The organism is Nocardiopsis alborubida (assembly GCF_012396365.1).
GTDB lineage: Bacteria > Actinomycetota > Actinomycetes > Streptosporangiales > Streptosporangiaceae > Nocardiopsis > Nocardiopsis alborubida.
Genome location: NZ_JAAXPG010000004.1, coordinates 223583 through 248527, shown reverse-complemented (window position 1 = coordinate 248527; position 24945 = coordinate 223583). Strand labels below are relative to the sequence as shown.

Below are 24945 nucleotides of genomic sequence, written 5' to 3'. Positions count from 1 at the left end.
GGGAGGCGGCGCGGACGCGCGGGACGTCCGGCTCTTTGAGCCTAAGCCCGACTATGGTAAAAAACCAAGCACACTTGAGAACAATTATTTACATAACCTCCCAGCCTTGCAGTCGTAACCTCGTGGTTGAATGAGCTATGGCCAGAACCCCCGGACGCCTGTCCTCTGCTGCCACCAGCGGCCACATCCTGGACCTCATCCGCTCCGGAACCGCGACCAGCCGCTCCGAGATCGGCCGGGTCACGGGCCTGTCCCGTCCCTCCGTCGCCCTGCGGGTCACCGAGCTGATCGGCGGCGGGCTCGTCACCGAGGGCTCGGGCGCGGTCTCCAGCGGTGGGCGGCCGCCCACCCTGCTGGAGTTCAACGCCGCCAGCGGCCTCATCCTCACCAGCGCCCTGGGCATGGTCCGCAGCCAGGCCGCCGTGTGCGACCTCGACGGCGAGGTGCTCGTGCGGACGCCGGGCTCGCCCGCGATGGAACAGGGCCCCGACGCCACCCTGCCCTGGCTGCTGGACACCTGGTCGGAGCAGATCGCCTCGCTCGGCCGCGACCCCGGTGACGTGCGCGGCGTGGGCATCGGCCTGCCCGGCACCGTCGAGTTCCACGCGGGCCGCGCCGACGACCGCCCCTTCCTCGGCAAGTGGGCGGGCGTGGCACTGGCCCCGCTGGTCGCCGAGCGCTTCCCGGTGCCGGTGATGGTCGACAACGACGTGAACGTGATGGCGCTCGGCGAGCACATCGCGGGCGGGCACGGGCACCCCGACGACATGGTGTTCGTGAAGGCCTCCACCGGGATCGGCGCGGGCCTGCTGTCCGGCGGACGGCTGCTGCGCGGTTCGCTGGGCGCCGCCGGGGAGATCGGGCACATCCCGGTGCGCGGCGCCGGGGGGCTCCCGTGCCGCTGCGGCAACACCGACTGCCTGGAGGCGGTCGCCGGGGGGCGGCGGCTGCTGGAGAGCGCCGCCGAGCAGGGGCGCGAGGCGGAGACGCTCAAGGACCTGGTGGCGCTGGCCTCGGGGGGCGACCCGGTGGCCGTCACCCTGGTCCGGGAGGCCGGTAGGAAACTGGGTGAGGCGCTCGCGGGGGCGGTGAACCTGCTCAACCCCGAGGTGATCGTGCTGGGCGGCGACCTGGCCGAGGCCTACGACCACCTGGTGGCTGGCGTGCGCGAGGTGGTGTTCCAGCAGTGCACCGCCCTGGCCACCCGGCAACTGCGCGTCGTGGCCAGCTCCCTGTGGGACGACGCGGGCGTTCGCGGCTGCGCGGCCATGGTGACGGAGGAGATCCTGTCGCCGGAAGCGGTGAACAAGCTCCTGGCGGGCTGAGAGGGCCGGCGGGAGGCCGAGGAGGGCGCGTAAGGGCCCGGCGGGGCCCGTGCGCCCCGCCCCCGGGGCCGGCCCCGGGGGCGGGACCGGTCCCGGCGCACGTCCGGGCACCCCTTCTGCGTCCCCAGGCCGTGGACGGGAAGTTACCTCTTCGCCTGACCGGGAATCCTCGCACGGGAGGGGCTTCGGCCCCCTCCGACGACCGCTCCGCCACCGACCCGGGCCGTGCCCCCGCGCCCACCCGAACGACCTGCGACGACGCGTTCGTCAGCGCGCACGCGCCCCGTATCCGCACTTGACAACCGCCCTCGGTGTGACGAATAGTCACCGAGCACCGCCCCCGCCCCGCACATCTCCGTCACCCCCGTGGCCGCGCCCGTGCGGACCCCCGCCCGGAAAGGTCCCCGCCGTGCTTCTAGAGAACCCCCTCGCGCTGATCCTGTTGGGTGCCGGAATCAGCCTGGTCACCAGCGTCGTCGTCACCGCCGTCCAGGCCCGCCTGGTCAGGCGCGACGGCATCCGCACCTCCTCCCGCGCCTCCGCGCGCACCCTCACCAGCGCCTTCATCGCCGAACGCGACTCGGTCGACGGCGGCGACAGCTTCCTCGCCGAGGCGGAGCTGACCGTCATGTCCATGACCGACCGCAAGACGCGGGACCGGCTGCGCGACGTCATCCGCCTGCTGCGCGAGCGGTCCCTGCCGGAGGTCGAGGAGCTCAGCGGGGTCAGGGCCGAGCGCTCCCGCCAGCTGTTGTGCGACCACGCCCTGGAGGTGCTCGGCGCGCACCTGCGTTCCGAGAAGCTGCCCGAGGTGCCCGCCCAGATCCGCAGGATGCTGTCCGTGGAGGAGGAGGCGCTGAGCATCCACTCCGGCGAGACGCCGCGTCCCGCCGAGCCCATCGCCAAGAGCGCGGTCACCCCGCGCCCCCGGCACACCGGTGCCAAGCCCGCGGCCGCGGCCCCGGCCCGCAAGTCCGCCAAGAGCGCGGCCAAGACCCCCGCCAAGCCCGCGGCGAAGGGCGGGCGCTCCTCCTCCGCGGCCGCGGAGGAGCCCGCCAAGGAGAGCGCCTTCTGGGACGACTGACCTGGATCCGCAGCCCCCACCGCCCGCCGTCCCCGCTCCGAGGGACGCGGGCGGTCCGCGTCCGGTCCCCGCGGGGACCGGACAGAGGTGTTTCGAGCGGACACTCCGGGGAAAGTCAGGCGGACGGGCTCCAGGAGACGACCACGGGAGCCGAGGAATCGTGCGGCGCAATTGCGGTCAGGCTCCCCGTCCAAGGACAACCCGCGCGCGCGGGCGGGAGGAACTTGACCTAGGATCTCTGCCACGCACGCGTTTTCCGTGCCGTCGGCCGCACCCGCTTCCCGGTGCTGCCTGTGCCCCGTGGGCCGCCCCCGAATCCCCAGGAGGCCCCGGATCCGGTGACCGCCCGCCGCTGACGTTCCGCGCGCTCCCCGCCCTCCCCCGAACGCGGACGCGTGTCCCTCCGGCCCGGCGTCCGACCGTTGGCACCTCCCGCCGTCCGAACTCACCGAGATTGCACTATGCCCGCTGACGAGAAGCCCTCTGCCTCCGGCAAGGACCACACACCAGACGACACCGAGGCCGACTCAACGCCCCGCTCCGGGTCCGGGAACACCGGCGACGACGCGGCCGGCGGGGACACCGCCGCGCCCGAGACCGGAGCTGACGGGACCGACCGGGCACACGAGCCGGACGGGACCGAGGGGACGGAGAAAACCGGAAAGGCCGAGGAGGCCGAGGAGACCGGAAAGGCCGAAGAGGCCAACGAGACCGCTGAAATCGGTGTGACCTCTGACACCGGTGAGGCCCAGAAGAACCCAGAGACCCCAGAGGCCCAGGAGCCCACCGGGGCCGCCGAAACCGCCCCAGGCGCGGACACCGGGGCCGCCGAAACCGCCCCGGACGCGGGCACCGCGGCCGCCGCCCCTCCCGTCCGCACGAAACGGCGTCGGACCGGCCGGATCCTGGTGTGGGTCGCCGCGAGCCTGGTCCTCGTCCTGACCGCCGGGGTCGCCACCGCCTACGGCTACTACCGCTCGCTGCGCTCGGACATGGTCCAGTACGACATCGACGAACTGCTCACGGAGGAGGACCGGCCCGAGAGGATCAACGACTCCGTCAACATCCTCTTCATGGGCACCGACGGCTATGAGGAGGGCAGCACCGCCTACTCGACCGAGTTCGAGGGCGAGCGTTCGGACTCGATCATGCTGGCCCACATCTCGCCCGAGAGCCGGGTGTCGGTGATCAGCTTCCCCCGCGACTCCCTGGTGGCCCTGCCCGAGTGCGACCCCTACGGCGACACCGAGGGCACGTCCGGCTACTTCGGCATGATCAACGCCGCGATGTACCACGGCGGCCCGCCCTGCGTGGTCCGCACCATCGAGTCGCTCAGCGACGTCCGCATCGACCACTTCGTGCACCTCAGCTTCATGAGCTTCCGGGACGTGGTGGACGCCATCGGCGGCGTGGACATGTGCATCCCCGAGCCGATGGAGGACAGCCGCTCCAAGCTCGACCTCGACGCGGGCCAGCAGACGCTCGACGGCGACGAGGCCCTGTCGTTCGTCCGGGCCCGCTACGAGATCGGCGACGGCGGCGACATCGGCCGCATCGACCGCCAGCAGATGTTCCTCGCGGCCCTGGCCGAGCAGGTGACCAGCAACGACGTGATCACCGACCCGGGCAGGCTCAACGCCGTCCTGCGCGCGGTGGCCGAGCACAGCGCCACCGACAGCGCCCTCACGTTCGACCGGATGCTGTCGATCGCCGTGACCCTGGCGGACGTGGAGCTGACCGACATCGAGTTCCACACCGTGCCCTGGTACCAGGCGCCCTCCAACCCCAACCGGGTCCTGTGGTACGAGGACCAGGCCGAGGAGCTGTTCACCGCCGTGCGCGAGGACCGGCCCCTGCCCCTCACGATGGCCGACGAGGCCGCCGCTCCCCAGGACCCGCCCGGCGCCTCGCCCTCACCGGTGGACGAGGACGTCGCGGACGCCTCCCCGGAGGACGACCCGGCCCGTCCGGGCGTGGGACGCGACGCCACCTCCAACCCGTGCTCCGACGGCCTGGGGTACGGCACCGGGGACGAGATGGAGTAGGCCCCGGAGGAAGCCTCCGAGGTCCCTGAAGCCTTCTGGGGCTTCCGGGCTTTCTGGGGCCCTCTGTGGCTTTCTGGGACCTTTCCGTGTCTCCCGGAGCACCGAGGGGCCCCGGGGCCGGTACGACCTTTCCGTACCGGCTCCGGGGCCCTTTCCGTGTTCCCGGGGACTCCGGGCACGAAGAACCGCGGTTCCGGTCCCCCCGGTCCGGAACCGCGGTCGGGCCTCGGGCGGCGGAGACTCCTCCCTCCGCCGGTACGCGCCTGGAACCCCCACAGTTCCGTTCGGCGCCCCTCAGCGGAGGTGGTCCCGCTCACCGCCCGAGGCTCGTGCGCCCGCCACGACCGGCGGGCGCACGTTCCAGGGAGGTCAGGCGATGCTGTCGGGCAGCAGGTTCAGCTGGCTGGTGTCCAACCCGGGCTGGCCCAGGTCGGGCATGCCGTCCACGCCCACCAGGTCGTTGCCCACGAAGTCACCGGAGGGGTCGAGCTGCGTCGTGCGGACGGCGTCGACGGCGAGGTCGGTGACGTCCGAGACCTCGGGAGCGGCGGCCATGGGCAGGGTGCCCTCGGGCAAGGGCAGCAAGTCGGCCGAGGCGTCGGTGACGGTCTCGGGCAGCGAGGAGGTGCTCGCGGACATGGGCAGCGTCACGTCGTCGGACAGCACCAGGTCGGAGACCAGGTCGGCGGTGCCGCCGGTCAGGTCGGTGTTCTGGCCGTTGATGGGGCCGGTGGGGGTGTCAGCGGCGGCCAGGGGCAGGGTGTCCCCGGACGCGGGCAGGGTGGCGTCGAGGCCGTTCAGGTCGCTGCCGACCTCGTGCGTGCCCCGCTCGACCGACGAGCCCAGCTGGTTGATGCCGGTGCCGACCGTCTCCCTGGTGTCCTGGAGGGACAGGGACGACTCCGGGTGCGACAGCGGCAGCGTGCCGCCGCCCACGCCGCCGAGCAGACCGCCCAGCCCGGAGGAACCGCCCAGCAGACCGGACAGCGGATCACCCGACACCGGACCCGAGGCCAGCGACTCCGTGGAGGCGTGCGACAGCGGCAGCGTGCCACCACCCGCGCCGCCAGTCGCACCGCCGAGCAGGCCACCCAGGATGTTCGAACCGCCCAGCCCGGAGGAACCGCCCAGCAGACCGGACAGCGGATCACCCGACACCGGACCCGAGGCCAGCGACTCCGTGGAGGCGTGCGACAGCGGCAGCGTGCCGCCGCCCGCGCCACCGAGCAGACCGCCCAGCCCGGAGGAACCGCCCAGCAGACCGGACAGCGGGTCACCCGACAGCGGGCTCTCGGCACCCGACAGGGGCAGCGTCTCGCTGACGGTGTTCAGGTCCAGCGGTCCGACGTTGGTGGCGTTCTCCTCCCCCGCCCGGATCGGTGTGTCGGTGGAGACGGCGTTCCCGGCGACCGGGCCGAGGGGCTGCTCCGGGGCGGACTGGCGCCGCACGTCGGGCTGGGCGGAGATCTGGCCGGGCTCGACCTTGACCAGCTCGCCCAGGGGCGTGGAGAGGCCCTCCGTCAGCGGCGCCGGAACCTGGCTGCCCAGGTCGTTCAGCGCGAGCCCGTCCGTGGCGCCGCCGAGGGCGTCAGCCCCGGCGATCCCGGCGCCGAGGGCGACGAAACCCGCGGTGCTGGCGGCCACCAGCAGGGTCTTGGCAGAGGTGCGGGCGGTGTTGAACATGTCGTGTGTCCTTCCGGAGTGTGGTCTCTGGTTCTCGCGTGGACGGCGTTCGGGTGCGCTTCCCGCCGTCCGACGGCTCCGCTCCCCTGGCCGGGAGGAGGGTTCCGTTCGGGTCCGGGCTTTCCGGTGGGAGAGCCCGCCGCGCCTGGAGGGAGCGGTGCGGCTCTACCGGTCATCAGTCGTGGATCTGGCTGGCCACTGACTGACGTGAACCTCGCCGTCGAGGTGCGCGGCTCACGTCAACCCCCAGAGGAATCCGGTTCCTCACCGAACGTGATCGTCCGCGGGCGTTCCGGGTCTGGGAAGGGGCGTGCCAGGAAGGGTCGCTGGGCGACCGGATGGAGGAAGGCCCCTAGTCGGGCGAGAAGGTCGGCTCGTCCGCGGACTCGGCGGGAACCGCGAGCAGGACGTGCCGGGCGGCCTGGAGCCGGCCGGGTGCCGGTGCCGGGGCGCCGGTGGTGGTCAGGTAGCCCGCGACGGCGGGGACGCCGCCGGGGGCGCCCTGGGCGGAACCCGAACCGGAGCCGTTCAGCCCGGAGGGCGTGGCGACGGGGTCGGAGACCAACCGGGCGGGGGCGTTCTCCGCGGCCGGGTCGGCGTGGCGCTGAACGGCGCCCGCGGTGACCCCGGCGACGGTCGGCACGAAGTGCGTGACGGCGCCGACCGGCGCGGACGGCACCGCCGCCCCGCTCTCGGCCCCGGTCCGCACGTCCGTGTCGTCCGGGGTCCGGGCCGAGTCCTCTGTCTGGGGTTTCGCGCCGGAGGCGTCGTCCTCGTCGAGGTACTCCTCGACGGGCTCGGTCACCCCGTGCACGGTGTCGCGGAGCTGCCGGGCCACCTCGGGGGCCTCGGGCACGTTGCCGCGGGAGACCCCGGCGGACCCGTCGAGGACCATCCGCGTGGTGTTCTCCCCGACCGCGGACACGGCGCCGACCAGCGGGTCGTTGATCCTGCCGGCCACCGGAACGGAGACCCCGGCGTCCGCGGGCGCGGCGTCCGGGCGGTCCCCGGAGTCGGGGCGGCCCGTGTCCGTCCGCGCGGCGTCGGCCCGCCCCGAACCGCTCTGGCCCGAGCCGCCGTGCCCCTGAGCGGCCTGCGCCGCCTCCGGCCGGTTCGCGACCGCCTGCGTCGCGGGAGCACGCACGGTTCCGGTGACGGACGCGGCCTGGTGTGTCAGGGGAGCGGCCTCCCCCTCCTCCTGCGCCCGCACGGGGTCGGAGGCCGTCAGCCACGCGGTGACCAGGAGGCCGGAGACGAGGGCGGCGAGCAGCAGCGCCCGCCGCACCGGCGCGGGGACCACGGCGAAACGGGCGCCGGGGGCGCTCGTGAGACCGTGGACTCCAGACACCGGGGGTTCCTCTCCACCGTGGGGCGCGGATCGACACGCGGGGGGCGGTCGGGGCCGGTGGCTCCGCACTGGGCGGCGCGTTCCAGCCGTGGGACGGGAGGTCACAAGGACCTCCTCGCGTCCGCTGATCGCGACGTTAGCATGAATTAGACGACCGGAACCCCGAATCCACAGGAATTCCCGCCCATCCGGAACCGGCCCCTGAACAGCAAGATGTGGCAAACCGGGGAAAAACCAACGACAATTCAACTATTACGCCCGAGGGAAACGCGCATTGCCACAACGCCGACCGGCTCTGCGGAGGTTGACAGACACATGACTGAGATCCCCCAGAGCTCCTCCCTGTCCCCCGACAGCGTGGACGAACTGCTGAACGAGGTGCACTCACTGGACTCGCGCATGTCCGCGCACGGCCGGGTGCAGTCGCTGCTCCAGGCCGTCCTGGCCATCGGCGGCGACCTCGACCTGGCGACCGTGCTGCGCAGACTGACCGAGGCGGCGGCGCAGCTGACCGGCGCCCGGTACGCGGGCCTGGGCGTGATGGACGAGGACGGGGGCTTCAGCGAGTTCATCCCCGTGGGCATGAGCGAGGAGCAGGCCCGGCGCATCAGCGGCTTCCCCCACGGCAAGGGCGTTCTGGGCGTGCCCCTGAACGAGCGCGCGTCGCTGCGCCTGGCCGACCTGCGCGAGCACCCCGACTTCGAGGGCTTCCCCGAGGGCCACCCGCACATGGGCAGTTTCCTCGGCGTCCCCATCCAGGTACGCGACGAGGTCTTCGGCAACCTCTACCTCACCGAGAAGGCCAGGGGCGCGGAGTTCGACGAGGACGACGAGGCGGTGGTGGCCGCGCTGGCCACCGCCGCGGGCCTGGCCATCGAGAACGCGCGCCTGTACGAGGAGGCGCGGCTGCGCGAGCGGTGGCTGGCCGCGTCCACCGAGGTCACCACCCGCCTGTTGTCTGGCGCCGACACCTCCGAGGTGCTCGCCCACATGGCCGCGCAGGCCCGGGAGATCGGCGGCGCGGACACGGCCGTGATCATGCTCCCCGACTCCCGCGCCCGGGGACACCTGTTCGCGGAGATCGCGGACGGGCCCATCGCCCAGGAGATCCTGGGGACGCCGGTGGAGATCCACGACTCCGCGTGCGGATGGGTGTACGAGTCGGGAGAGGCCCTGAGCGTTCCCGACCTGAGCCGGGCGAACTGCCCCATGCTCGCCCACCGCGGCTACGGTTCGGGTCTGGTGGTGCCCCTGGGCACCCCGGGGAACACGCGCGGGGTGCTGCTCCTGGGCAAGCTGTCCGACCGCGCCCCGTTCACCGCGGCGGTACGCCGCATGCTGCACGGGTTCTCGGTGCAGGCCGCGGTGGCCCTCGAACTGGCCGAGGCGCGGCGCGACACCGAGCGCCTGGCGGTGCTGGAGGAACGCGACCGGATCGCCAAGGACCTGCACGACGTGGTGATCCAGCGCCTGTTCGCCTCGGCGATGACGCTGATGAGCACGATGCGGCTGATCACCTCGCCCGAGGCCGAGGAGCGGGTGCAGCGGACCATCGACGAGCTCGACGGCACCATCCGTGAGATCCGCTCGACGATCTTCGCGCTCCAGAACCCGCCGAGCCGCAGGGACACGTCGCTGCGCGGGCGCATCCTGGGACTGGCCGAGAACACCGCGCACAGCCTGGGGTGCCATCCCGGGGTGAGCCTGGACGGGCCGATCGACGCGTCCGTGCCCGACGACATCGGCGAGCAGCTGCTCGCGGTGCTCGGCGAGGGACTGACCAACGTGGCGCGGCACGCGCGCGCGACGGAGGTGCACGTGTCGGTGGCGGTGGAGGAGACCTCGGTCACCGGGCGTCCGACCACCCTGGCCCTGACGGTGACCGACAACGGCGTGGGCCTGCCCGAGCAGGGGCGGCGCAGCGGTCTGCGCAACCTGGAGCAGCGGGCCCGGGCGCTGGGCGGCGGCTTCACCGCGCGCGGGAGCGAGGGCGGGGGCACGGTGCTGGTGTGGCGGGTACCCCTGCGCGACGACGCCGTGCCGCCTCCGGACAGCTTCTGAGCGAACCGGGAACGCGGCCCCGGAGGCCTCTCCGGGGCCCGGGAAGCCTCCACGCGACCCGGAAGTCCCCTGGGCGGCCTCGCGTCCGCCGGGGCTCGCGGGACCGCCGTGACCGGCCCGGCTGCCCGATCCGCTGAGGCGGGCCGGGCAGCCGGGGTCAGTAGCGGCGGCCGCGCAGTTCGGCGACGAGCACGGCGGCCTGTGTGCGGCGCTTGAGGTCCAGCTTGGACAGCAGGGCGGACACGTAGTTCTTGACGGTCTTCTCCGCCAGGTACAGGCGCTCGCCGATCTGCCTGTTGGTCATCCCCTCACCGATGAGGTCGAGGATCTGCCGTTCCTGCGGGGTCAGCTCGGCCAGCGGGTCCGGCTCGGCCTGGGCGCCGCGCAGCCGCTCCAGCATCGCGCCGGTGCTTCCCGAGTCCAGCAGCGAGCCGCCCGAGGCCACCGTGCGCACCGCCCCGACCAGGTCGGCGCCGTGGATCTGCTTGAGCACGTACCCGGCCGCTCCGGCCATGACGGCGTCGTACAGGGCGTCCTCGTCGGCGAACGAGGTCAGCATCAGGCAGGCGATCTCGGGGTGGTCCGAGCGGATCTCCCGGCACACCTGCACGCCCGACCCGCCCGGCAGCCGCACGTCCAGGACCGCGACGTCGGGCAGCACCACGGGGATGCGCGACAACGCCTGTTCGGCCGTCCCGGCCTCGCCGACGACGGTCATGTCGTCCTCGGTCTCCAGCAGGGCGGCCACGCCCCGGCGGACCACCTCGTGGTCGTCCACCAGGAACACCCTGATCTGCTTGCGAACGCCCTCGGCTCCACCACCCGGCATCGGCCCATCCTCATCCCTGCGTCACCGCGATCAGACACCGCTCCGATGAAGACGGTAATACGTGCGGAGGCCCGCGCGCGGGCCCTTAGGCACCGAACTCCTCGGACGAAGGTCCTACAAACGGACAATTCTCCTCATCCGTAAAGCAAAGCGCCTGATAGCAGCGGGTGTGCACGTGACTCCCACAAGCCACGAAACACATCAGAATTCACGGCCTCCGGTCCGCCCAGGGACGGGCGAGCTCGAACGCGCGGCAGGCCGCCAACACCCGGGCGTCGGCGTGCCGGGGACCGACCACCTGGAGGCCCACCGGCAGCCCCGCCGCCGTGAACCCGCACGGCACGCTCGCCGCGGGCTGCTGGGTCATGTTGAACGGGTAGCTGAACCCCGCCCAGGAGGTCCACCGCTCCCCCGCCAGCCGCGGCGGCGACTCCAGCCCCGCCTCGAACGCCGCGATCGGCATCGACGGGGTGAGCAGCAGGTCGTAGGCGCCGTGGAAGCGGCCCATCCGCGCGCCCATCTCCATCCGCAGCGCCATCGCGGTCAGGTAGTCCTGCGCCGAGTAGGTCAGCCCCTCCTCCACGATCTCCCGCAGGCCGGGGTCGAGCAGGTCCCGCTGGCGGTCCGTGAGCCGGTCCGTGGCCTTGGCCGCACCGGAGTACCACAGCACGTGGAACTCCTCCCGGGAGTCGGGCAGGCCGGGGTCGGCCTCCTCCACCCGGGCGCCCAGCGCCTCGAACACGGCCACCGCGTCGGCGACCGCCGCCGCCACCTCCGGGTCCACGTCCAGACCGCCCAGGGTGGGGCTGTAGGCGATCCGCATGCCCCGCACCAGCCGTTCGGCGTCGGCGCGCAGACGCACGTCGCCGAGACCGGGCGCGGGCGGTGCCAACGCCGCCCAGTCGCGCGCGTCGGGTTGGGCCATGACCTCCAGCATCAGCGCCATGTCGCCCACCGTGCGGGCCAGCGGCCCGGTGTGCGCGAGCGACCCGAAGGGACTGGCCGGGTAGTGCGGCACCAGGCCCCACGTGGGCTTGATCCCGCAGACACCGGTGAAGCTGGCCGGGATGCGGATCGAGCCGCCCCCGTCAGTACCGGTGGACAGCGGGGCCATCCCGGCCGCGACGGCCGCCGCGGACCCGCCGCTGGAGCCGCCCGGCGTGGTGGACAGGTCCCACGGGTTGCGGGTGACGCCGGTGAGCGGGCCGTCGGTGACGCCCTTCCAGGCCAGCTCGGGCGTGGTCGTCTTGCCGACGAACACCGCGCCGCTCTCCCGCAGCCGGGCCACCGCCGGGGAGTCCTCCTCCCACGTCCCCTCCTGGGAGCTGGTGACCGACCCCTTCAGGGTGGGCCATCCCCGGGTGAGGTGGACGTCCTTGACCGAGACCGGCACCCCGTCCAGGGCCCCGGAGGGCTCGCCGCGCCGCCACCGCTCGGCGGAGGCGCGGGCGGCCTCGCGGGCCTCGTCCGGGCGCACCAGGCAGAACGCGTTGAGCGCCGGGTTGTCCCGCTCGATGCGCTCTAGGACGGAGTCGACGGCCTCCACCGGGGAAAGCTCCCCGGCGGCGTAGGCCGCGAGCAGCCGCTCGGCGGACAGGTCGGCCGGTACGGAGGGCCCGCCGGAGCGCGCCTGCGGAACCGCGGTCGCCCCCGGGGCGCCCTCGGCCGCGCCGACGTCCGCGCTCGCGTCCTCGGTCCCGGCCCGGTCGGAACGGATCGTCACTTCAGCCTCCCGTGTCACGCCATCAGGGGTCAGCCGGGCACGTAGCCGCGGCTCTTGTCGACCACGTTGAGCAGTTCACGCCCGTCCAGGTAACGGGCGAGGTTGTCGAGGAACAGGTCCATGAGGTCACCGCGCCAGCCGACGACGTCGCCGGACATGTGCGGCGAGACCACCGACCCGGGCAGTCCCCACAGCGGGGAGACCGCCTTGAGGGGCTCGTCCTCGAACACGTCCAGTGCGGCGCCCGCGATGAGGCGGTGCTCCAGGGCCGCGGCCAGGTCGGCCTCGACCACGATGGGGCCGCGCGCCACGTTGACCAGCCGCGCGGTGGGTTTCATCAGTCCCAGGAACCGGCGGTCGACCAGCCCACGGGTGGCGTCGGTGAGCGGGGCGGCGATCACCACGTAGTCCGCCTCGGGGAGCTCGCCGGCCAGGGTCGGGGCGCCGTCGGCGCCGCGTTCGGCCAGGCTGGACTCGACCACGGTGCCGAAGTCGGGGTCGCCGCCGCGCGCGCGGCTGCCGGAGGCGCGCACGCGCATGCCCACGGCCGTCAGCTTGCGGGCGATGTGGCGGCCGATCGGCCCGGTCCCGACCACGAGGACCCGCCTGCCGGAGACCCGCTCGGTCTCCCGGTGCTCCCAGCGGCGTTCGCGCTGGTGCTCCCAGGTCTGCTGGAAGCCCTTGGCGAAGGCGACGACCTGGCCGAGCACGTACTCGGCGATGGGCTCGTCGAAGACCCCGCGCGAGTTGGTGACCACGGCGGGGCTCTCCACCAGGCCGGGGAACATGAGGTTGTCCACCCCGGCGGTGGCGGCGTGCACCCAGGCCAGGGAGTCGGCCTTGGGCCAGGCGGAGGCCAGCGCCTCGGTGAACAGGTCCCACACCAGCAGCGCGTGCGTCCCGGGCAGCCTGGCGGGGAGTTCGTCGGCGGTGGCGTAGACGACCTCGCCGAGCCGGGGATGGTCGTCCATCCGCTCGCGGCCGGGCGGGAGTTCGTCGCCGTGGAGGACGAGGAGTCTCGGGCGGTCGGGCGGGGTGAGGCTGTTCACGGGCGTGCACTCTCCGGTTGGCGACGGTGGTTCAGAGAGGTCGTCGGGGACGGATCGCCCTGCACGGGAAACGCTAGGGAGCCGACATAGGATTGTCAACAATCCACAAACCGACTGTTTCCGCCGGAACCCGCACCTCTCACACCACCTCTGACCTGCCCGGGATACCCACTCGCATCGGGGTTATTGCCGCATCCAGGTTGTGGACCCTAGGATTGTCAACAATCAACAGCCCCGACGCCGGGGGTGTTCCCGCAGGTCCCGCTACCCGACGTCGAAGGGACTACCCATTGCCCCGGTACATGACCATCACCCTGCCCAGGCGCGGGGTCTCCTGCGTCGCCGAACTCCTGGACAAGGACGCGCCCCGCACCTGTGAGGCGGTCTGGAACGCCCTGCCGCAGGGCGACGCGGTCCAGCACGCCAAGTACGCGCGCAACGAGGTCTACACGATGGTGCCTCGGTTCGCCGAGGTCGAGCCCGGCCAGGAGAACCCCACCGTCACCCCGATCCCCGGCGACGTCGTCTACTTCTCCTTCGACGGGGGCATGCTCGACCGCGCCTTCAAGGAGGACAAGGGAATCGGCCACCTGCCCGGCGTCATCGACCTCGCCCTCTTCTACGGGCGCAACAACCTGCTCCTCAACGGCGACGTCGGCTGGGTCCCCGGCAACGTGTTCGCCGCCGTCGTCGAGAACCTGCCCGCCATGGCCGAGGCCTGCGACGACGTCTGGCGCTCGGGCAGCGTCGGAGAGCGCCTGGTGTACGAGCGCCTGGAGCGCTGACCGGCTCACGGGCCCCGGCGTCCGCGACCACGGGCGGCCCTCGGGTCCCGGCGCGGAGCGACCGCGTCCCCGCGGGGACGGCAACGACAACACATACCCGGGAGGTGAGTGACCGATGCGGACCGACGGAGAGCACACGAACGGCACCGACGCGCAGCGGCAGGTCGTCGAACTGGCCGCGAGCACGCGGACGCCGTGGCAGGCGGGAGTCGGCGTCATCGCGCCCTACGACTTCGCGCTCGACCGCGAACTCTGGCGCTGGACGCCCGACGACGTCTCGCTGCACGTCACGCGGTTGCCGTACGTACACGTACCGGTGACGGTCGACCAGGCCGCCGCCCTGTGCCGGGAGGAGCACGTGGACCCGGCGGTCCGCGCGCTGCTCGCCCCCGAGCCCCTGGCCATCGGGTACGCGTGCGCCTCGGGCAGCTTCGTGCACGGCGCCCGGGGTGAGCGGCGCCTGCACCAGGCCATGGTGGACGCCGGGGCGCCCGCCGCCGTCACCACGTCCGGGGCGCTGGTCCAGGCCCTGGACGCGCTCGGCGCCGACCGGATCGCCGTCGTCACGCCCTACGTGGACAGCGTGACCGACCGGCTCCTGGCCTACCTCGCCGAGCACCGCGTCGCCGTGACCTCCAGCGTGGGGCTGGGCCTGCTCAGCCACATCTGGCGGGTGACCTACGCCGAGGTGTCCGAGGCGGTGCACTCGGTGGACCGCCCCGACGCCCAGGCCGTGTTCATCAGCTGCACCAACGTGCTCACCTACGACATCATCGCGCCCCTGGAACGCGAGCTGGGCAAACCGGTGATCGCGGCCAACCAGGTGACCATGTGGGCCGTGATGAGGGCCGCGGGCCGCCAGGCCGTGGCCCACGGACAGAGCCTGATCGACGTCGCCGCACCGAGTGCCGCGTGATGCGCGGGACGTGACGCAAAGGAGAGCCACTTGACCCGAGTCGGATTCCTCTACCCCGGATTCAGTGCCGAGGACGACTACAAGGCCTTCGAGGGCCTGCTCGGAGGGGGCGTCGAGCTCCCCGTGGTGCACACGCTCATGCGCGAGGACGCCCACCGGGTGGACGCCCTGCTCGACGTCGGCGGCGAGGACGTGCTCGCCAAGGGCGCCCAGGAGCTGGCCATGATGGAGGTGGAGGCCGCGGTGTGGGCCTGCACCAGCGGCAGCTTCGTGTTCGGCTGGGAGGGCGCCCGCAGGCAGGTCGAGGGGGTGCGCCAGCACGCGGGGGCGCCGTCGTCGAGCACCTCGTTCGCCTTCGTGCACGCGCTGAGCCAGCTGCGCGTCTCGCGGGTGGCGATCGCCGCCACCTACCCCGACGACATCGCCCAGCGGTTCGTGGAGTTCCTCACCGAGGCGGGGGTGACCGTGCTGTCGCTGGCCAGCCACGGCATCGCCACCGCCGCCGAGGTCGGCGCCCTGGACCCGGACGACGCCCTGGACTTCGTCATCTCCAACGACCACCAGCGCGCCGAGGCCGTCCTGGTGCCGGACACCGCCCTGCACAGCGCCCACCTCATCGACCCGCTGGAGGCGCTGCTGGGCAAGACCGTGCTCACCGCCAACCAGGTGAGCGTGTGGGAGGGCCTGCGCCTGGCGGGGGCGACCGCGGGCCGGGGCTCCGGGCCGGGCACGCTGTTCCGTTCGGGTTCGGCCGCGGTCAACAGCGTCCTGGCGCCCCGTTAACCTCGACGACGCGCCCGCTTCGCGTCCCGTCCCCGATCCGAGAGGAGGGCGGCCATGCCCGTCCCAGGCCAGCTCAGACCCGTGCCCCGCCGGTCCACCGCCGAGCTGATCGCCGACCAGCTGCGGTCCGCGATCATGTACGGCTCACTCTCGCCGGGGGACCAGCTCGGCGAGTCCGAACTGGCCGGCCAGCTCGGGGTGAGCCGCGGCCCCCTGCGGGAGGCGATGCAGCGTCTGGTGCAGGAGGGGCTGCTGCGCAGCGAACGGCACAGGGGCCTGTTCGTGCGCGAGCTCACCCCGGCGGACGTGCGCGACGTCTACGTGGCCCGGCTCGCCGTCGAGCGGGCCGCGTGCGAGCTCATCATGCGCGGCAACCGGGGCGAGGCGGTCGCCCGCCTCACCCCGGCCGTGGAGCGGCTCGCCGCCGCGGCGGCGGGCCGCGACCGCAACGCCATGAGCGACGCCGACCAGGCCTTCCACCAGACCCTCGTCAGCTGCGCGGGCAACAGCCGCCTGGAGCGCATGGCGCAGACGCTGCTGGTGGAGACCCGGATGTGCCTCACGGTGATGCAGGACGTGTACCCGGAGCCGGAGGAGCTCCTGGACGAGCACCGCCGCCTCCTCGACGCGATCGTGGACGGGGCTGAGGAGGAGCTGCTGCGCCTGATCGAGGCGCACATGGTGGACACGGTCGAGCGCATCAACGGCGGGGGCGGGGAGTCCGCCCCCGAGGCCTAGGCCGCGGGGGCGGACTCGCCCGTCCGGTGCCCGGCACCGACGCCTGGAGCGTCCCTCGGGGCACGGTCGCGCCCGTGCCGACTCCCGAACCGCACCGGCCGGAAGCGTCACCGGTGTGACGCAAGGGCCCTGGCCCGCGTCCTAGACGATGTCGGCGCTCGAACCCCGCTACGAGTACAAGACCACGGCGAACAGGGGCGCGAGCGCACCTGTTCCCTCACCCCCGCAACTGGTACCTGGCCAGGATGCGCTCCCTGGCCTCCTCGAAGCTCATCTCACCGCGTGCGACCCGCTCCAGGTCCGCCCGTGCCTCCGGCGACGGTTCACCGCCCGCCGCCCTGACGGAGGCCAGAGCGGCGGCGGTGTCGCCGTCGTCGGGAATCCGTGTGCCCATGGAGCGAGCGTAGGCGGTGCCGCGCCCGGGGCACAGGCGAACCCCCGGATTACCCGGATGTCCGGTCAGATTCCGCCGATCCCGACGTACTTGGTTTCGAGGAATTCATCGATGCCGACCCGGCCGCCCTCGCGGCCCAGACCGGAGTGCTTGACCCCGCCGAAGGGCGCGGCCGGGTTGGAGACCACGCCCTGGTTGAGGCCGACCATGCCGGTCTCCAGGTTCTCGCTGACCCGCAGCGCCCGGTTGAGGTCGCGGGTGTAGACGTAGCTGACCAGGCCGTACTCGGTGTCGTTGGCGGCCCTCAGGACCTCGTCCTCGGTCTCGAAGGGCAGCACCGGGGCCACCGGGCCGAAGATCTCGGTGGTGGACAGCTCGGCCTCGAAGGGCACGTCGGCGAGCACGGTGGGCTGGTAGAAGTGGCCCGGACCGTCACCGGGTCCGCCGCCGACCAGCACGCGGGCCCCCTTGCCGACGGCGTCGTCCACCAGGCCCTGCACCTTGTCGCGGGCCTTGTCGTCGATGAGCGGGCCCACGTCGACGCCCTCGTCCACGCCGCGGCCCAGGCGCAGCGCGCCCATGCGGCGGCTGAGTCGCTCGGCGAACTCCTCGGCGACGCCCGCCTGGGCGTAGATGCGGTTGGCGGCCGTGCAGGCCTCGCCGATGTTGCGCATCTTGGCGAGCATCGCGCCGTCCACGGCGGCGTCCATGTCGGCGTCGTCGAAGACCAGGAAGGGCGCGTTGCCGCCCAGTTCCATGGAGGTGCGCAGGACCTGCCCGGCGCTCTGTTCGAGGAGTTTGCGGCCCACGGCGGTGGAGCCCGTGAAGGAGACCTTGCGGATGCGCCCGTCGCTGAGCAGGGGCTCGGTGACCGAGCCCGGGTCCGTGGTGGGGATGACGCTGAGGACGCCCTCGGGGAGCCCGGCCTCGGAGAGGATCCCCGCCAGGGCGAGGGCGGACAGGGGCGTCTGGTGGGCGGGCTTGAGGACCATGGTGCACCCCGCGGCGATGGCGGGGCCGATCTTGCGGGTGCCCATCGCCATGGGGAAGTTCCAGGGGGTGATGAGCATGCAGGGGCCGACCGCCTGCCGCATGACCAGGAAGCGGGACTTGCCGTCGGGAGAGGTGGAGAACCTCCCCTCGATGCGCACGGCCTCCTCGGAGAACCAGCGCAGGAACTCGGCGGCGTAGGCGATCTCCCCCTTCGCCTCGGCGAGGGGCTTGCCCATCTCCAGGGTCATCAGGACCGCCAGGTCCTCCCTGCGCTCCATCAGCAGCTCGTAGCCCCGGTACAGGATCTCGCCGCGGTCCCTGGGCGCCGTGCGCATCCAGTCGGCCTGTGCCCGGTGCGCCGCGTCCAGGGCGTCGAGCGCGTCCTCCTTCCCCGCGTCCGCGACCTCGCAGAGCACCTCGCGGGTGGAGGGGTCCTCCACCTCGAAGGAGCCCCCGGAGGCGGCGTCGCGCCACGTCCCGCCGATGAACAGCCTCTTGTCCACCTGCGCGACGACCCGTGCTTCCTGATCCGACATGTTCGCTACTCCCCGGTCGAGAATCGGCCTGTGGTCAGAACTGCCCAACGTGCGTCCACTGGACACCGTCGCCGCACGGATGTTTCCATAGCAGCGTCGATTGTCAACAATCCTACGGAACACGCGACACGGAATCGAGGCCACGCATGGCGGAGCTCTCCCCGATCCTCAAGCAGGCGACACCGGTCGTCGCCGCCCGAGGCGAGGGCGCCTACATCTACGACGAGGACGACCGCCGCTATCTCGACTTCACCGCCGGCATCGGCGTCACCAGCACCGGCCACTGCCACCCCCGCGTCGTGGCCGCCGCGCGGGAGCAGGTGGGGACCCTGGTCCACGGCCAGTACACCACCGTGATGCACCGGCCGCTGCTGCGGCTCACCGAGCGGCTGGGCGAGGTGCTGCCCGCCGGGCTCGACCGGCTGTTCTACGTGAACTCGGGCAGCGAGGCCGTCGAGGCCGCCCTGCGGCTGGCCCGGCAGGCGACCGGCCGGCAGAACGTCATCGTGTTCCAGGGGTCCTTCCACGGACGCACCATGGGCGCCGCGTCGCTGACCACGTCCGGGGTCAAGATCCGCGCGGGCATCGGCCCGCTGATGCCCGGTGTGGTGGTCTCGCCGTTCCCGTACGCCTACCGGCTGGGCGTGTCCGAGGCCGACGCGGTCGCGTACGCGCTGCGCGAGCTGGACTACCTGTTCTCCACGGTGACCTCGCCCAGGGACACGGCCGCCGTGTTCATCGAGCCGGTGCTGGGCGAGGGCGGGTACGTGCCGGTGCCCGCGGCCTTCCTCCAGGGGCTGCGCGAGCGCGCCGACCGGCACGGGTTCCTGCTGGTCGCGGACGAGGTGCAGACCGGCTTCGGGCGCACGGGCACGTTCTGGGGCCACGAGCCCTCGGGCATCCGGCCGGACGTGGTCATCACCGCCAAGGGACTGGCCAGCGGCTTCCCGCTGTCGGCGATCGCCGCGCCCTCCGCGATCATGGAGAAGGCCTGGCCGGGCTCCCAGGGCGGGACCTACGGCGGCAACGCGGTGTCCTGCGCCGCCGCCCTGGCCACCCTGGACGTGATCCAGGAGGAGGGCCTGGTGGAGAACTCCGCGCGCATGGGCGAGCGGCTGCGCCTGGGCCTGGAGAAGGTGGCGGAGGCCAACCCGGTCATCGGCGACGTGCGCGGCCGGGGGCTGATGCTCGGCAACGAGTTCACCGCCGCCGACGGGACGCCGGACGGCGCCACCGCACTGCGCGCCCAGCAGGCCGCGGCCAGGCACGGGCTCCTGCTGCTCACCTGCGCCCCCGAGGGGAACGTGGTGCGGATGATCCCGCCGCTCATCGTCGACGGCGACCAGGTCGACAGCGCGGTGTCGCTGTGGGCGGCCGCCGTGGAGGAGGCCGTCTCGGGTTGAGGCGCGACTCGTGACCACCGCCCCGGTACGGATTCCGTGCCGGGGCGGTAACGTGCGGTGCGGACCCTCCCGAGAAACCGCGCGTCCGAAACGCGTGTCCGAAACGGAAGGGGCCGAGCGCGGCGCAACCGCACGCGAGAGGAGCCGAACCAGTGTCGGACAGCCGGTGGAAGGTCGCGGACAGCACGCGTGACGGCGCACGCCCCGTCCTGGACCCCTCACTCCCTCCCCGCCTCGCCGGAAGGCTCCGAAAGCACCTGCCCTTCCTGCGTTCGAAGCGGGCCTGGGCCAAGCAGCCCCGGTTCCCGAACCGGACGCGCATGGCGGCGGGCGGGACCGCGGTGGCCGCGCTGAGCCTCCTCTGGACGCTCGTCAGCGGCCCCCTCCTGGTGTGGTCGGTCCCTCTGTACTTCCTGGGCCTGCTCGCGCAGGCCGGGGTCGTGGGCGCCGCCGGGCTCGCCGTCACCCGCGTGCGCCCGCGGTCCCTGCTGCCGCGGTGGCTGTCGCGGACCTCGCGGCGCCGGTCCTGGCAGGCGTTCTCCCTGGCCTTCGTGCCCGCCACCCTGACGAGCTGGTTCCTCGCCCTGGCGGGACCGGAGTGGGCCTTCAACCTCTACTGGTTCGTGCCGGGCGCGGTGTACGGGGCCGCCGCCCTGTGGGCGGGGTGGTGGTGGCCCCGGGGCGACCGGCTGGCGGCGGCGCACGCGGACCGCTACCTGGTGCCCGCGAACCTCGGTCGGCACGGCGCCGACCTGCTGCTGGACGTGCAGAGGACGATCGGGACCGTCGAGGAGGCGGACCTGCGGCTGGGCGACTCCTTCGACGCGGCCCAGCCCCTGTCGGTCCTGCGCGCCGAGGAGTGGCGGATCGCCTCGCTGCTGCACCGGCACGAGCGGATCAGGGAGGAGTACGTGGCGGACTCCCTCGACGCCGTATCCGACCGGGTGCGCGCCGTGCTGGACCAGCAGCACGAGCGGCACGAGGACGTGTACCGGGAGCTGGCGGCACGGGTGGACGCGATCCGGGACTACGGTGCCGCCGTCGAGGAGGCCCTGTCCGCGCACACCGAGTGGGAGCAGGTCCAGAGGGTCGAGGAGCGCCAGCGCGAACTCGACCTGCTGCTCGTCCAGGTGGACTCCGACGGCGGCAACGCCGACCAGCTGCACGGCGAGGCCCTGAACGCGCGCGCCGTCAGGGAGGCCAGGGACGAGCTGATCGGCCGGATGCTGGAGGCGGGCCGGTCCCTGGAGGTCGGAGCGGCCGAGCCGGTGGGGACCGCCCTGCCTGTCGAGGCCGCCGAGGGCGCGAGGACGTAGGCCGGGGCCGTGGAGGCGCGGACCGGAGCCGTGTCGGCGGCTCGACCGGACGCCTTCCGCCATTCACCCGAAAAAGGAAAAAGTTCATAAGACCGCCATCTTTTGTGGCGGAGCGGAACCCCGTGAGCCCCCATCGGCACTTCCACCACAGGGGGAACTTCTACGGACGCCCATCCGCCGAAAACGTTCACCCACAGATCCGAAAATGGTTCGGCTTTGGTGTGACATGGGTCACATATCAACTTTGTTACCAGTAAGAACACGCAGACGCCTCGGACGGACCGTGACCCCGGGTTGACGCGGCGCTTGGACGATCGACAGATTGGGCGCGTCTTACCAGCCCCTCCAGTGAGGCGACCCCCATGATCGACCGAAGACTGTTCCTCGGCGGCGCGTCACTCGCCACCGTCAGCACCCTGATCGTCACGACCGGTTGCTCCCGCGAGGAGAGCAGCGGCGAGCTCACCTCGGGCGTCAGCCAGGCCGGCGCCCTTCCGGTGAGGGTCACCAACGAGACCGGGACCTTCCCCGACAGCGAGATCCGCGTCTACATCGTGGGCACCGACCTGACCACGGACACGCAGGCCTGGGTCGACGCCGACGGCGTCGCGCACCCGGTCGCGGAGTCCGACAACACCGACGACGGGTTCACCGACTACTCGATCCCGCTGGACTCGGTCAGCGGGCTGACCCTGCCGTTCATGTCCGGCCGGGTGTACTTCGCCCTCGGCGGCAAGCTCCGGTTCAAGGTCGTCATCGACGGCAACGGCAGGCCCGCGCTCCAGTACCCGGCGGGCTGGGTGGAGTCCGACCCCAGCCACGGGGTGCTCCACGACACCGTGGAGTTCACCCACAACGAGACCGGCATGTACTGCAACACCAGCATGGTGGACCAGTTCAGCGTGCCGCTGGCCATCCGCCTCCAGGGCGAGGCGGACCAGACCACCGGCACGTTCAAGCCGGGCGGCCGCGACGCGGTCTTCGCCACGCTCTCCGCCGACCCCGTCTTCTCGTCGCTCGTGCTGAGCGACGGAGGACTCGTCATCGCTCCCGGGCACGGGCTGGACGCCGGGCTGTTCCCCGCCGACTACTACGACTCCTACATCGACCAGGTCTGGGAGCGCTACAGCACCACCGACCTGCGCGTCACCACCAACGCCGGGACCTTCACCGGCCGTGTGGACGGCTCGGGCAACCTGGTCTTCGACGGCGGCGTGGCCCCGGTCCCCAAGCCCTCCACCCGCGACGTCTTCTTCTGCGACGGCGCCCTGGCGGCACCCAACGACGGCATCACCGGCCCGGTGGCCGCGATCCTGGGCGCGGCGTTCAACCGCTCGACGCTGCTGGACACCGCCGAGCACCCGGTCACCGACCCCGCGGCCTTCTACGACCACGAGACCACCAACCGCTACGCCGCGGTCTTCCACGAGAACACCGTGGACGGCAAGGCCTACGGCTTCGCCTTCGACGACGTGTCCAACTTCGCCTCCTACGTCCAGGACCACGCGCCGGCCTCCCTCGACGTGACGCTGACCGCGTTCTAGCACCTCCCGGGCCGGGCTCTCCCGGACCGGAGGCCCCGGCCCGGCCCCTGCCCCCGGCCACCCTCTCCCGAAACCGAGGTGTTTCCCGTGCCAACCCGCATCCGTCCCGGCCACATCGCCCTGGCCTGCGCCGTCGCACTCCCCCTCACCGCCTGCGCGACGGGCTCCCCCGTCGAGGTGGAGACGGTCGCCGACCAGACCTCCGCGTCGTGCGGCCTGTTCTTCGACGACTTCGACTACGGCGACCACACCGACCCGGCCCTGCGCGACCAGGGCTGGAACGTGCGCAGCTGGCCCGGCGGCCCCGGCGTGCCCGGCGCGTCCTGGGACGCCGACAACGTGTCCTTCACCGAGGAGGACGGCGACTCCCTGCTGCGCCTGACCTCGACCACGGACGGCACCCCGGCGGGAACCAGCCAGGCCGAGCTGACCTTCGGCGAGGAGAAGTTCCACGAGGGGACCTACGCGGCCAAGGTCAAGTTCGCCGACGCCCCGGTCTCCGGCCAGGACGGCGACACCGTGCTCCAGACCTTCTACACGATCACGCCGCTGGCCTACGACAACGATCCCGCCTACAGCGAGCTCGACTTCGAGTACCTGCCCAACTCGGGCTGGGGCGCCCCCGCCGAGGCCATGTACCTGACCTCGTACCACACCTACCAGCGCGATCCCTGGGTCGCGGACAACACCAGCGACGTGGTGAACCGCTCCTTCGACGGATGGCGCGACCTGGTGGTCCAGGTGACGGACGGCGTGGTCCGCTACTACGTGGACACGCACCTGGTGGCCGAGCACGGCGGGAAGTACTACCCCTCGTCGCCGATGTCGATCAACTTCAACCAGTGGTTCGTCGACATGAGCGGCCACACCGGCGGCCCGAGCACCTACGTGCAGGACGTCGACTGGGTGTACCACCAGCAGGGTGAGGCCGTGGCCCCCGAGGAGGTCAACCGGCGCGTGGGCGAGCAGCGCAACGCCGGTGTCTCCCGCGTCGACGGGGTGGTCCTCGGCGGAGCCTGCTGACGCCCTGGTCCGTTCCCGGTCCGGTCCGGGGCCGCCGCCCGCCGCCCTGGGCCGACCAGGAGGCGGGGGCGCCGGCATGACCGGTCGCACACTCACAAAACGGTTCGAGGCCCTCTGACAGCGTGATAGAGTCAAAGACGTCGCCAGGGAGACCGGGCGACACACAACTGAACAACCTGCACTCGTAGCTCAATGGATAGAGCATCTGACTACGGATCAGAAGGTTGGGGGTTCGAGTCCTCCCGAGTGCGCCACCATGAGACAGTGGCAGAGCGGCCCTGAGCAGCGTCAAACGCGGCTCGGGGCCGCTTTGTGTGCAGCTCGGACGCACGTACGGCTCCGGCGTGGGAGCGAAATTGGTTCCGCACAGTCCCCGCGCTGACCCGACACTCACCCGAAACGGCTCAGAGAAGCGCTGTCTCCGAAGATTCGACCGCCCTGTCAGGGTGAACTCTTCCGGCATCGCATGTTCTCCGCCCTCGTTCGAGGCCAGCGGGCGACCCGCTCTCCCCGAGACCCCGAACCCCCGCCGACAGGCCGGAAGGCTGGGGGTTCGGGGGAGGAACCGGCGCGGCCCGGCCCCGGAGGACCGAGCCGCGCCGGACCGGGTCAGGCCGGGGTGATCTCGGAGACCGTCGACGCGCCCATGTCCGGGTTGGCGCAGACGCGGTCGTTTCCGCCCGTGGGCACGTAGGCGGCGCCCTCGTCGTTCTGGAGGAACAGGTGGGCCCCGGCCACCTCGGTGGGGCCGCACTCCTCGGGGTCGTAGACCTGCGGGTTGGGGCGGGACACGGTCACCGTGGCCGCGTCGCCCGGGTACAGCGCGAAGACGTCGCCGCCTTGGCCCTCGACCTCCGCGTCCGCCCCGATGCGGTTGCCCTCGGAGTCGCCCCAGTACATGTTCCCGACGGAGGGGTACATGGTGCACGCCACGTCGTCCTGGGGGTCGAGCGGCTCCTGCTTGACCAGCTCGAACTCGATGTGGACGGTACCGGCCGCCCCCTCGCGCGCCGTCTCGGCCACCTCGAGGTCCGCCGCCGTGCAGTCGCGGACGCTCATGGCGCCCGCACCGGAGTCGGCGTCCTCGGCGACCGCGGGCGCGGACGCGAGCAGGAGCGCGGGCAGTGACACCGCGCCCAGGGCCGCGACTCGGACCGAACCAGTGCGAAATGCGCTCGTCATGGCGAGCATCCCCCTCATCCCGTGTGCTGTGTGTTCCGTCTGCCGACATCGGCCACACCCGACCGCTGACGCGGCGACGCCTGTCTCCTCTGCGTCGTTCTCTCCAGAGACCGATTTAAACGCCGTTTACCAACGCGGTGCGGGCAGGCGGCGTCGGGACGCCCTCATACGGAGCGGCACCCGGG

General features: G+C 72.4%; 20 protein-coding genes and 1 tRNA gene. 13 read left to right on the top strand and 8 right to left on the bottom strand.

Annotated features, from left to right (window positions below):
* The first annotated feature begins 137 nt into the window (after window positions 1–137).
* The 3 genes from HGB44_RS06255 to HGB44_RS06245 all read left to right on the top strand — a co-directional run bounded on the left by HGB44_RS06255 (window position 138) and on the right by HGB44_RS06245 (window position 4454).
* On the top strand, window positions 138–1325 hold the full coding sequence (locus HGB44_RS06255) for an ROK family protein (protein WP_017562794.1): 1188 nt from the start codon (window positions 138–140) through the stop codon (window positions 1323–1325).
* 409 nt (window positions 1326–1734) lie between these two features.
* On the top strand, window positions 1735–2409 hold the full coding sequence (locus HGB44_RS06250; RefSeq protein WP_061082136.1) for a hypothetical protein: 675 nt from the start codon (window positions 1735–1737) through the stop codon (window positions 2407–2409).
* Between the two features lie 461 nt (window positions 2410–2870).
* Window positions 2871–4454: an LCP family protein gene (locus tag HGB44_RS06245; RefSeq protein ID WP_061082135.1), complete on the top strand. Its 1584-nt coding sequence runs from the start codon at window positions 2871–2873 to the stop codon at window positions 4452–4454.
* Between the two features lie 369 nt (window positions 4455–4823).
* Here the strand turns inward: HGB44_RS06245 and HGB44_RS06240 are convergent, their stop codons facing one another.
* Both HGB44_RS06240 and HGB44_RS06235 read right to left on the bottom strand, forming a co-directional pair.
* Window positions 4824–6137: a hypothetical protein gene (locus HGB44_RS06240; RefSeq protein ID WP_168443971.1), complete on the bottom strand. Its 1314-nt coding sequence runs from the start codon at window positions 6135–6137 to the stop codon at window positions 4824–4826.
* 352 nt (window positions 6138–6489) lie between these two features.
* The gene (locus HGB44_RS06235; protein ID WP_061083449.1) at window positions 6490–7485 is read right to left on the bottom strand and encodes a hypothetical protein; all 996 of its coding nucleotides are present in this window, start codon (window positions 7483–7485) and stop codon (window positions 6490–6492) included.
* A 315-nt stretch (window positions 7486–7800) separates the two neighbouring features.
* On the opposite strand from HGB44_RS06235, the gene HGB44_RS06230 reads away from it, so the two are divergent.
* Entirely contained in the window at window positions 7801–9546 is a 1746-nt protein-coding gene (locus HGB44_RS06230; protein WP_061083450.1) for a sensor histidine kinase, read from the top strand.
* Window positions 9547–9703: 157 nt separating this feature from the next.
* Here HGB44_RS06230 and HGB44_RS06225 read toward each other — a convergent pair whose 3' ends face one another.
* The 3 genes from HGB44_RS06225 to HGB44_RS06215 form a co-directional block, all read right to left on the bottom strand.
* Window positions 9704–10375: a response regulator gene (locus HGB44_RS06225; protein ID WP_017562800.1), complete on the bottom strand. Its 672-nt coding sequence runs from the start codon at window positions 10373–10375 to the stop codon at window positions 9704–9706.
* A 208-nt stretch (window positions 10376–10583) separates the two neighbouring features.
* The gene (locus tag HGB44_RS06220) at window positions 10584–12098 is read right to left on the bottom strand and encodes an amidase (RefSeq protein ID WP_061083451.1); all 1515 of its coding nucleotides are present in this window, start codon (window positions 12096–12098) and stop codon (window positions 10584–10586) included.
* A 29-nt stretch (window positions 12099–12127) separates the two neighbouring features.
* Window positions 12128–13147, bottom strand: coding sequence for a D-2-hydroxyacid dehydrogenase (locus HGB44_RS06215; RefSeq protein ID WP_061083452.1), 1020 nt, complete (start codon window positions 13145–13147; stop codon window positions 12128–12130).
* A 302-nt stretch (window positions 13148–13449) separates the two neighbouring features.
* Here HGB44_RS06215 and HGB44_RS06210 point away from each other — a divergent pair, with 302 nt between their 5' ends.
* The 4 genes from HGB44_RS06210 (at window position 13450) to HGB44_RS06195 (ending at window position 16369) form a co-directional block, all read left to right on the top strand.
* The gene (locus tag HGB44_RS06210) at window positions 13450–13932 is read left to right on the top strand and encodes a DUF3830 family protein (protein WP_061083453.1); all 483 of its coding nucleotides are present in this window, start codon (window positions 13450–13452) and stop codon (window positions 13930–13932) included.
* 115 nt (window positions 13933–14047) lie between these two features.
* Window positions 14048–14848, top strand: coding sequence for a maleate cis-trans isomerase family protein (locus HGB44_RS06205; RefSeq protein WP_061083454.1), 801 nt, complete (start codon window positions 14048–14050; stop codon window positions 14846–14848).
* Between the two features lie 30 nt (window positions 14849–14878).
* Complete coding sequence (locus HGB44_RS06200) at window positions 14879–15631, top strand: maleate cis-trans isomerase family protein (RefSeq protein ID WP_061083455.1); 753 nt, start codon at window positions 14879–14881, stop codon at window positions 15629–15631.
* Between the two features lie 54 nt (window positions 15632–15685).
* Window positions 15686–16369 (top strand): GntR family transcriptional regulator, encoded by a 684-nt coding sequence (locus HGB44_RS06195; protein ID WP_061083456.1) that lies wholly within the window; start codon window positions 15686–15688, stop codon window positions 16367–16369.
* Between the two features lie 217 nt (window positions 16370–16586).
* Here the strand turns inward: HGB44_RS06195 and HGB44_RS06190 are convergent, their stop codons facing one another.
* Both HGB44_RS06190 and HGB44_RS06185 read right to left on the bottom strand, forming a co-directional pair.
* On the bottom strand, window positions 16587–16763 hold the full coding sequence (locus tag HGB44_RS06190) for an antitoxin VbhA family protein (RefSeq protein ID WP_168443970.1): 177 nt from the start codon (window positions 16761–16763) through the stop codon (window positions 16587–16589).
* A 65-nt stretch (window positions 16764–16828) separates the two neighbouring features.
* Window positions 16829–18292 carry an NAD-dependent succinate-semialdehyde dehydrogenase gene (locus tag HGB44_RS06185; protein WP_061083457.1) on the bottom strand — a complete coding sequence of 488 codons (1464 nt, stop codon included), beginning with the start codon at window positions 18290–18292 and terminating at the stop codon, window positions 16829–16831.
* A gap of 146 nt (window positions 18293–18438) precedes the next feature.
* Between HGB44_RS06185 and HGB44_RS06180 the strand changes: the two genes are divergently transcribed.
* From HGB44_RS06180 to HGB44_RS06160, 5 genes are all read left to right on the top strand, one after another.
* On the top strand, window positions 18439–19695 hold the full coding sequence (locus HGB44_RS06180) for an aspartate aminotransferase family protein (protein WP_061083458.1): 1257 nt from the start codon (window positions 18439–18441) through the stop codon (window positions 19693–19695).
* 152 nt (window positions 19696–19847) lie between these two features.
* On the top strand, window positions 19848–21011 hold the full coding sequence (locus HGB44_RS06175) for a hypothetical protein (RefSeq protein ID WP_061083459.1): 1164 nt from the start codon (window positions 19848–19850) through the stop codon (window positions 21009–21011).
* Window positions 21012–21373: 362 nt separating this feature from the next.
* Window positions 21374–22555 carry a glycoside hydrolase family 64 protein gene (locus HGB44_RS06170; RefSeq protein ID WP_061083460.1) on the top strand — a complete coding sequence of 394 codons (1182 nt, stop codon included), beginning with the start codon at window positions 21374–21376 and terminating at the stop codon, window positions 22553–22555.
* An 87-nt stretch (window positions 22556–22642) separates the two neighbouring features.
* Window positions 22643–23578 carry a glycoside hydrolase family 16 protein gene (locus HGB44_RS06165; protein ID WP_231972659.1) on the top strand — a complete coding sequence of 312 codons (936 nt, stop codon included), beginning with the start codon at window positions 22643–22645 and terminating at the stop codon, window positions 23576–23578.
* Window positions 23579–23756: 178 nt separating this feature from the next.
* Window positions 23757–23832, top strand: a tRNA-Arg gene (locus HGB44_RS06160).
* 355 nt (window positions 23833–24187) lie between these two features.
* On the opposite strand, the gene HGB44_RS06155 is transcribed toward HGB44_RS06160, so the two are convergent.
* Window positions 24188–24760 (bottom strand): DUF4232 domain-containing protein, encoded by a 573-nt coding sequence (locus HGB44_RS06155; RefSeq protein ID WP_231972517.1) that lies wholly within the window; start codon window positions 24758–24760, stop codon window positions 24188–24190.
* Between the last annotated feature and the right edge of the window lie 185 nt (window positions 24761–24945).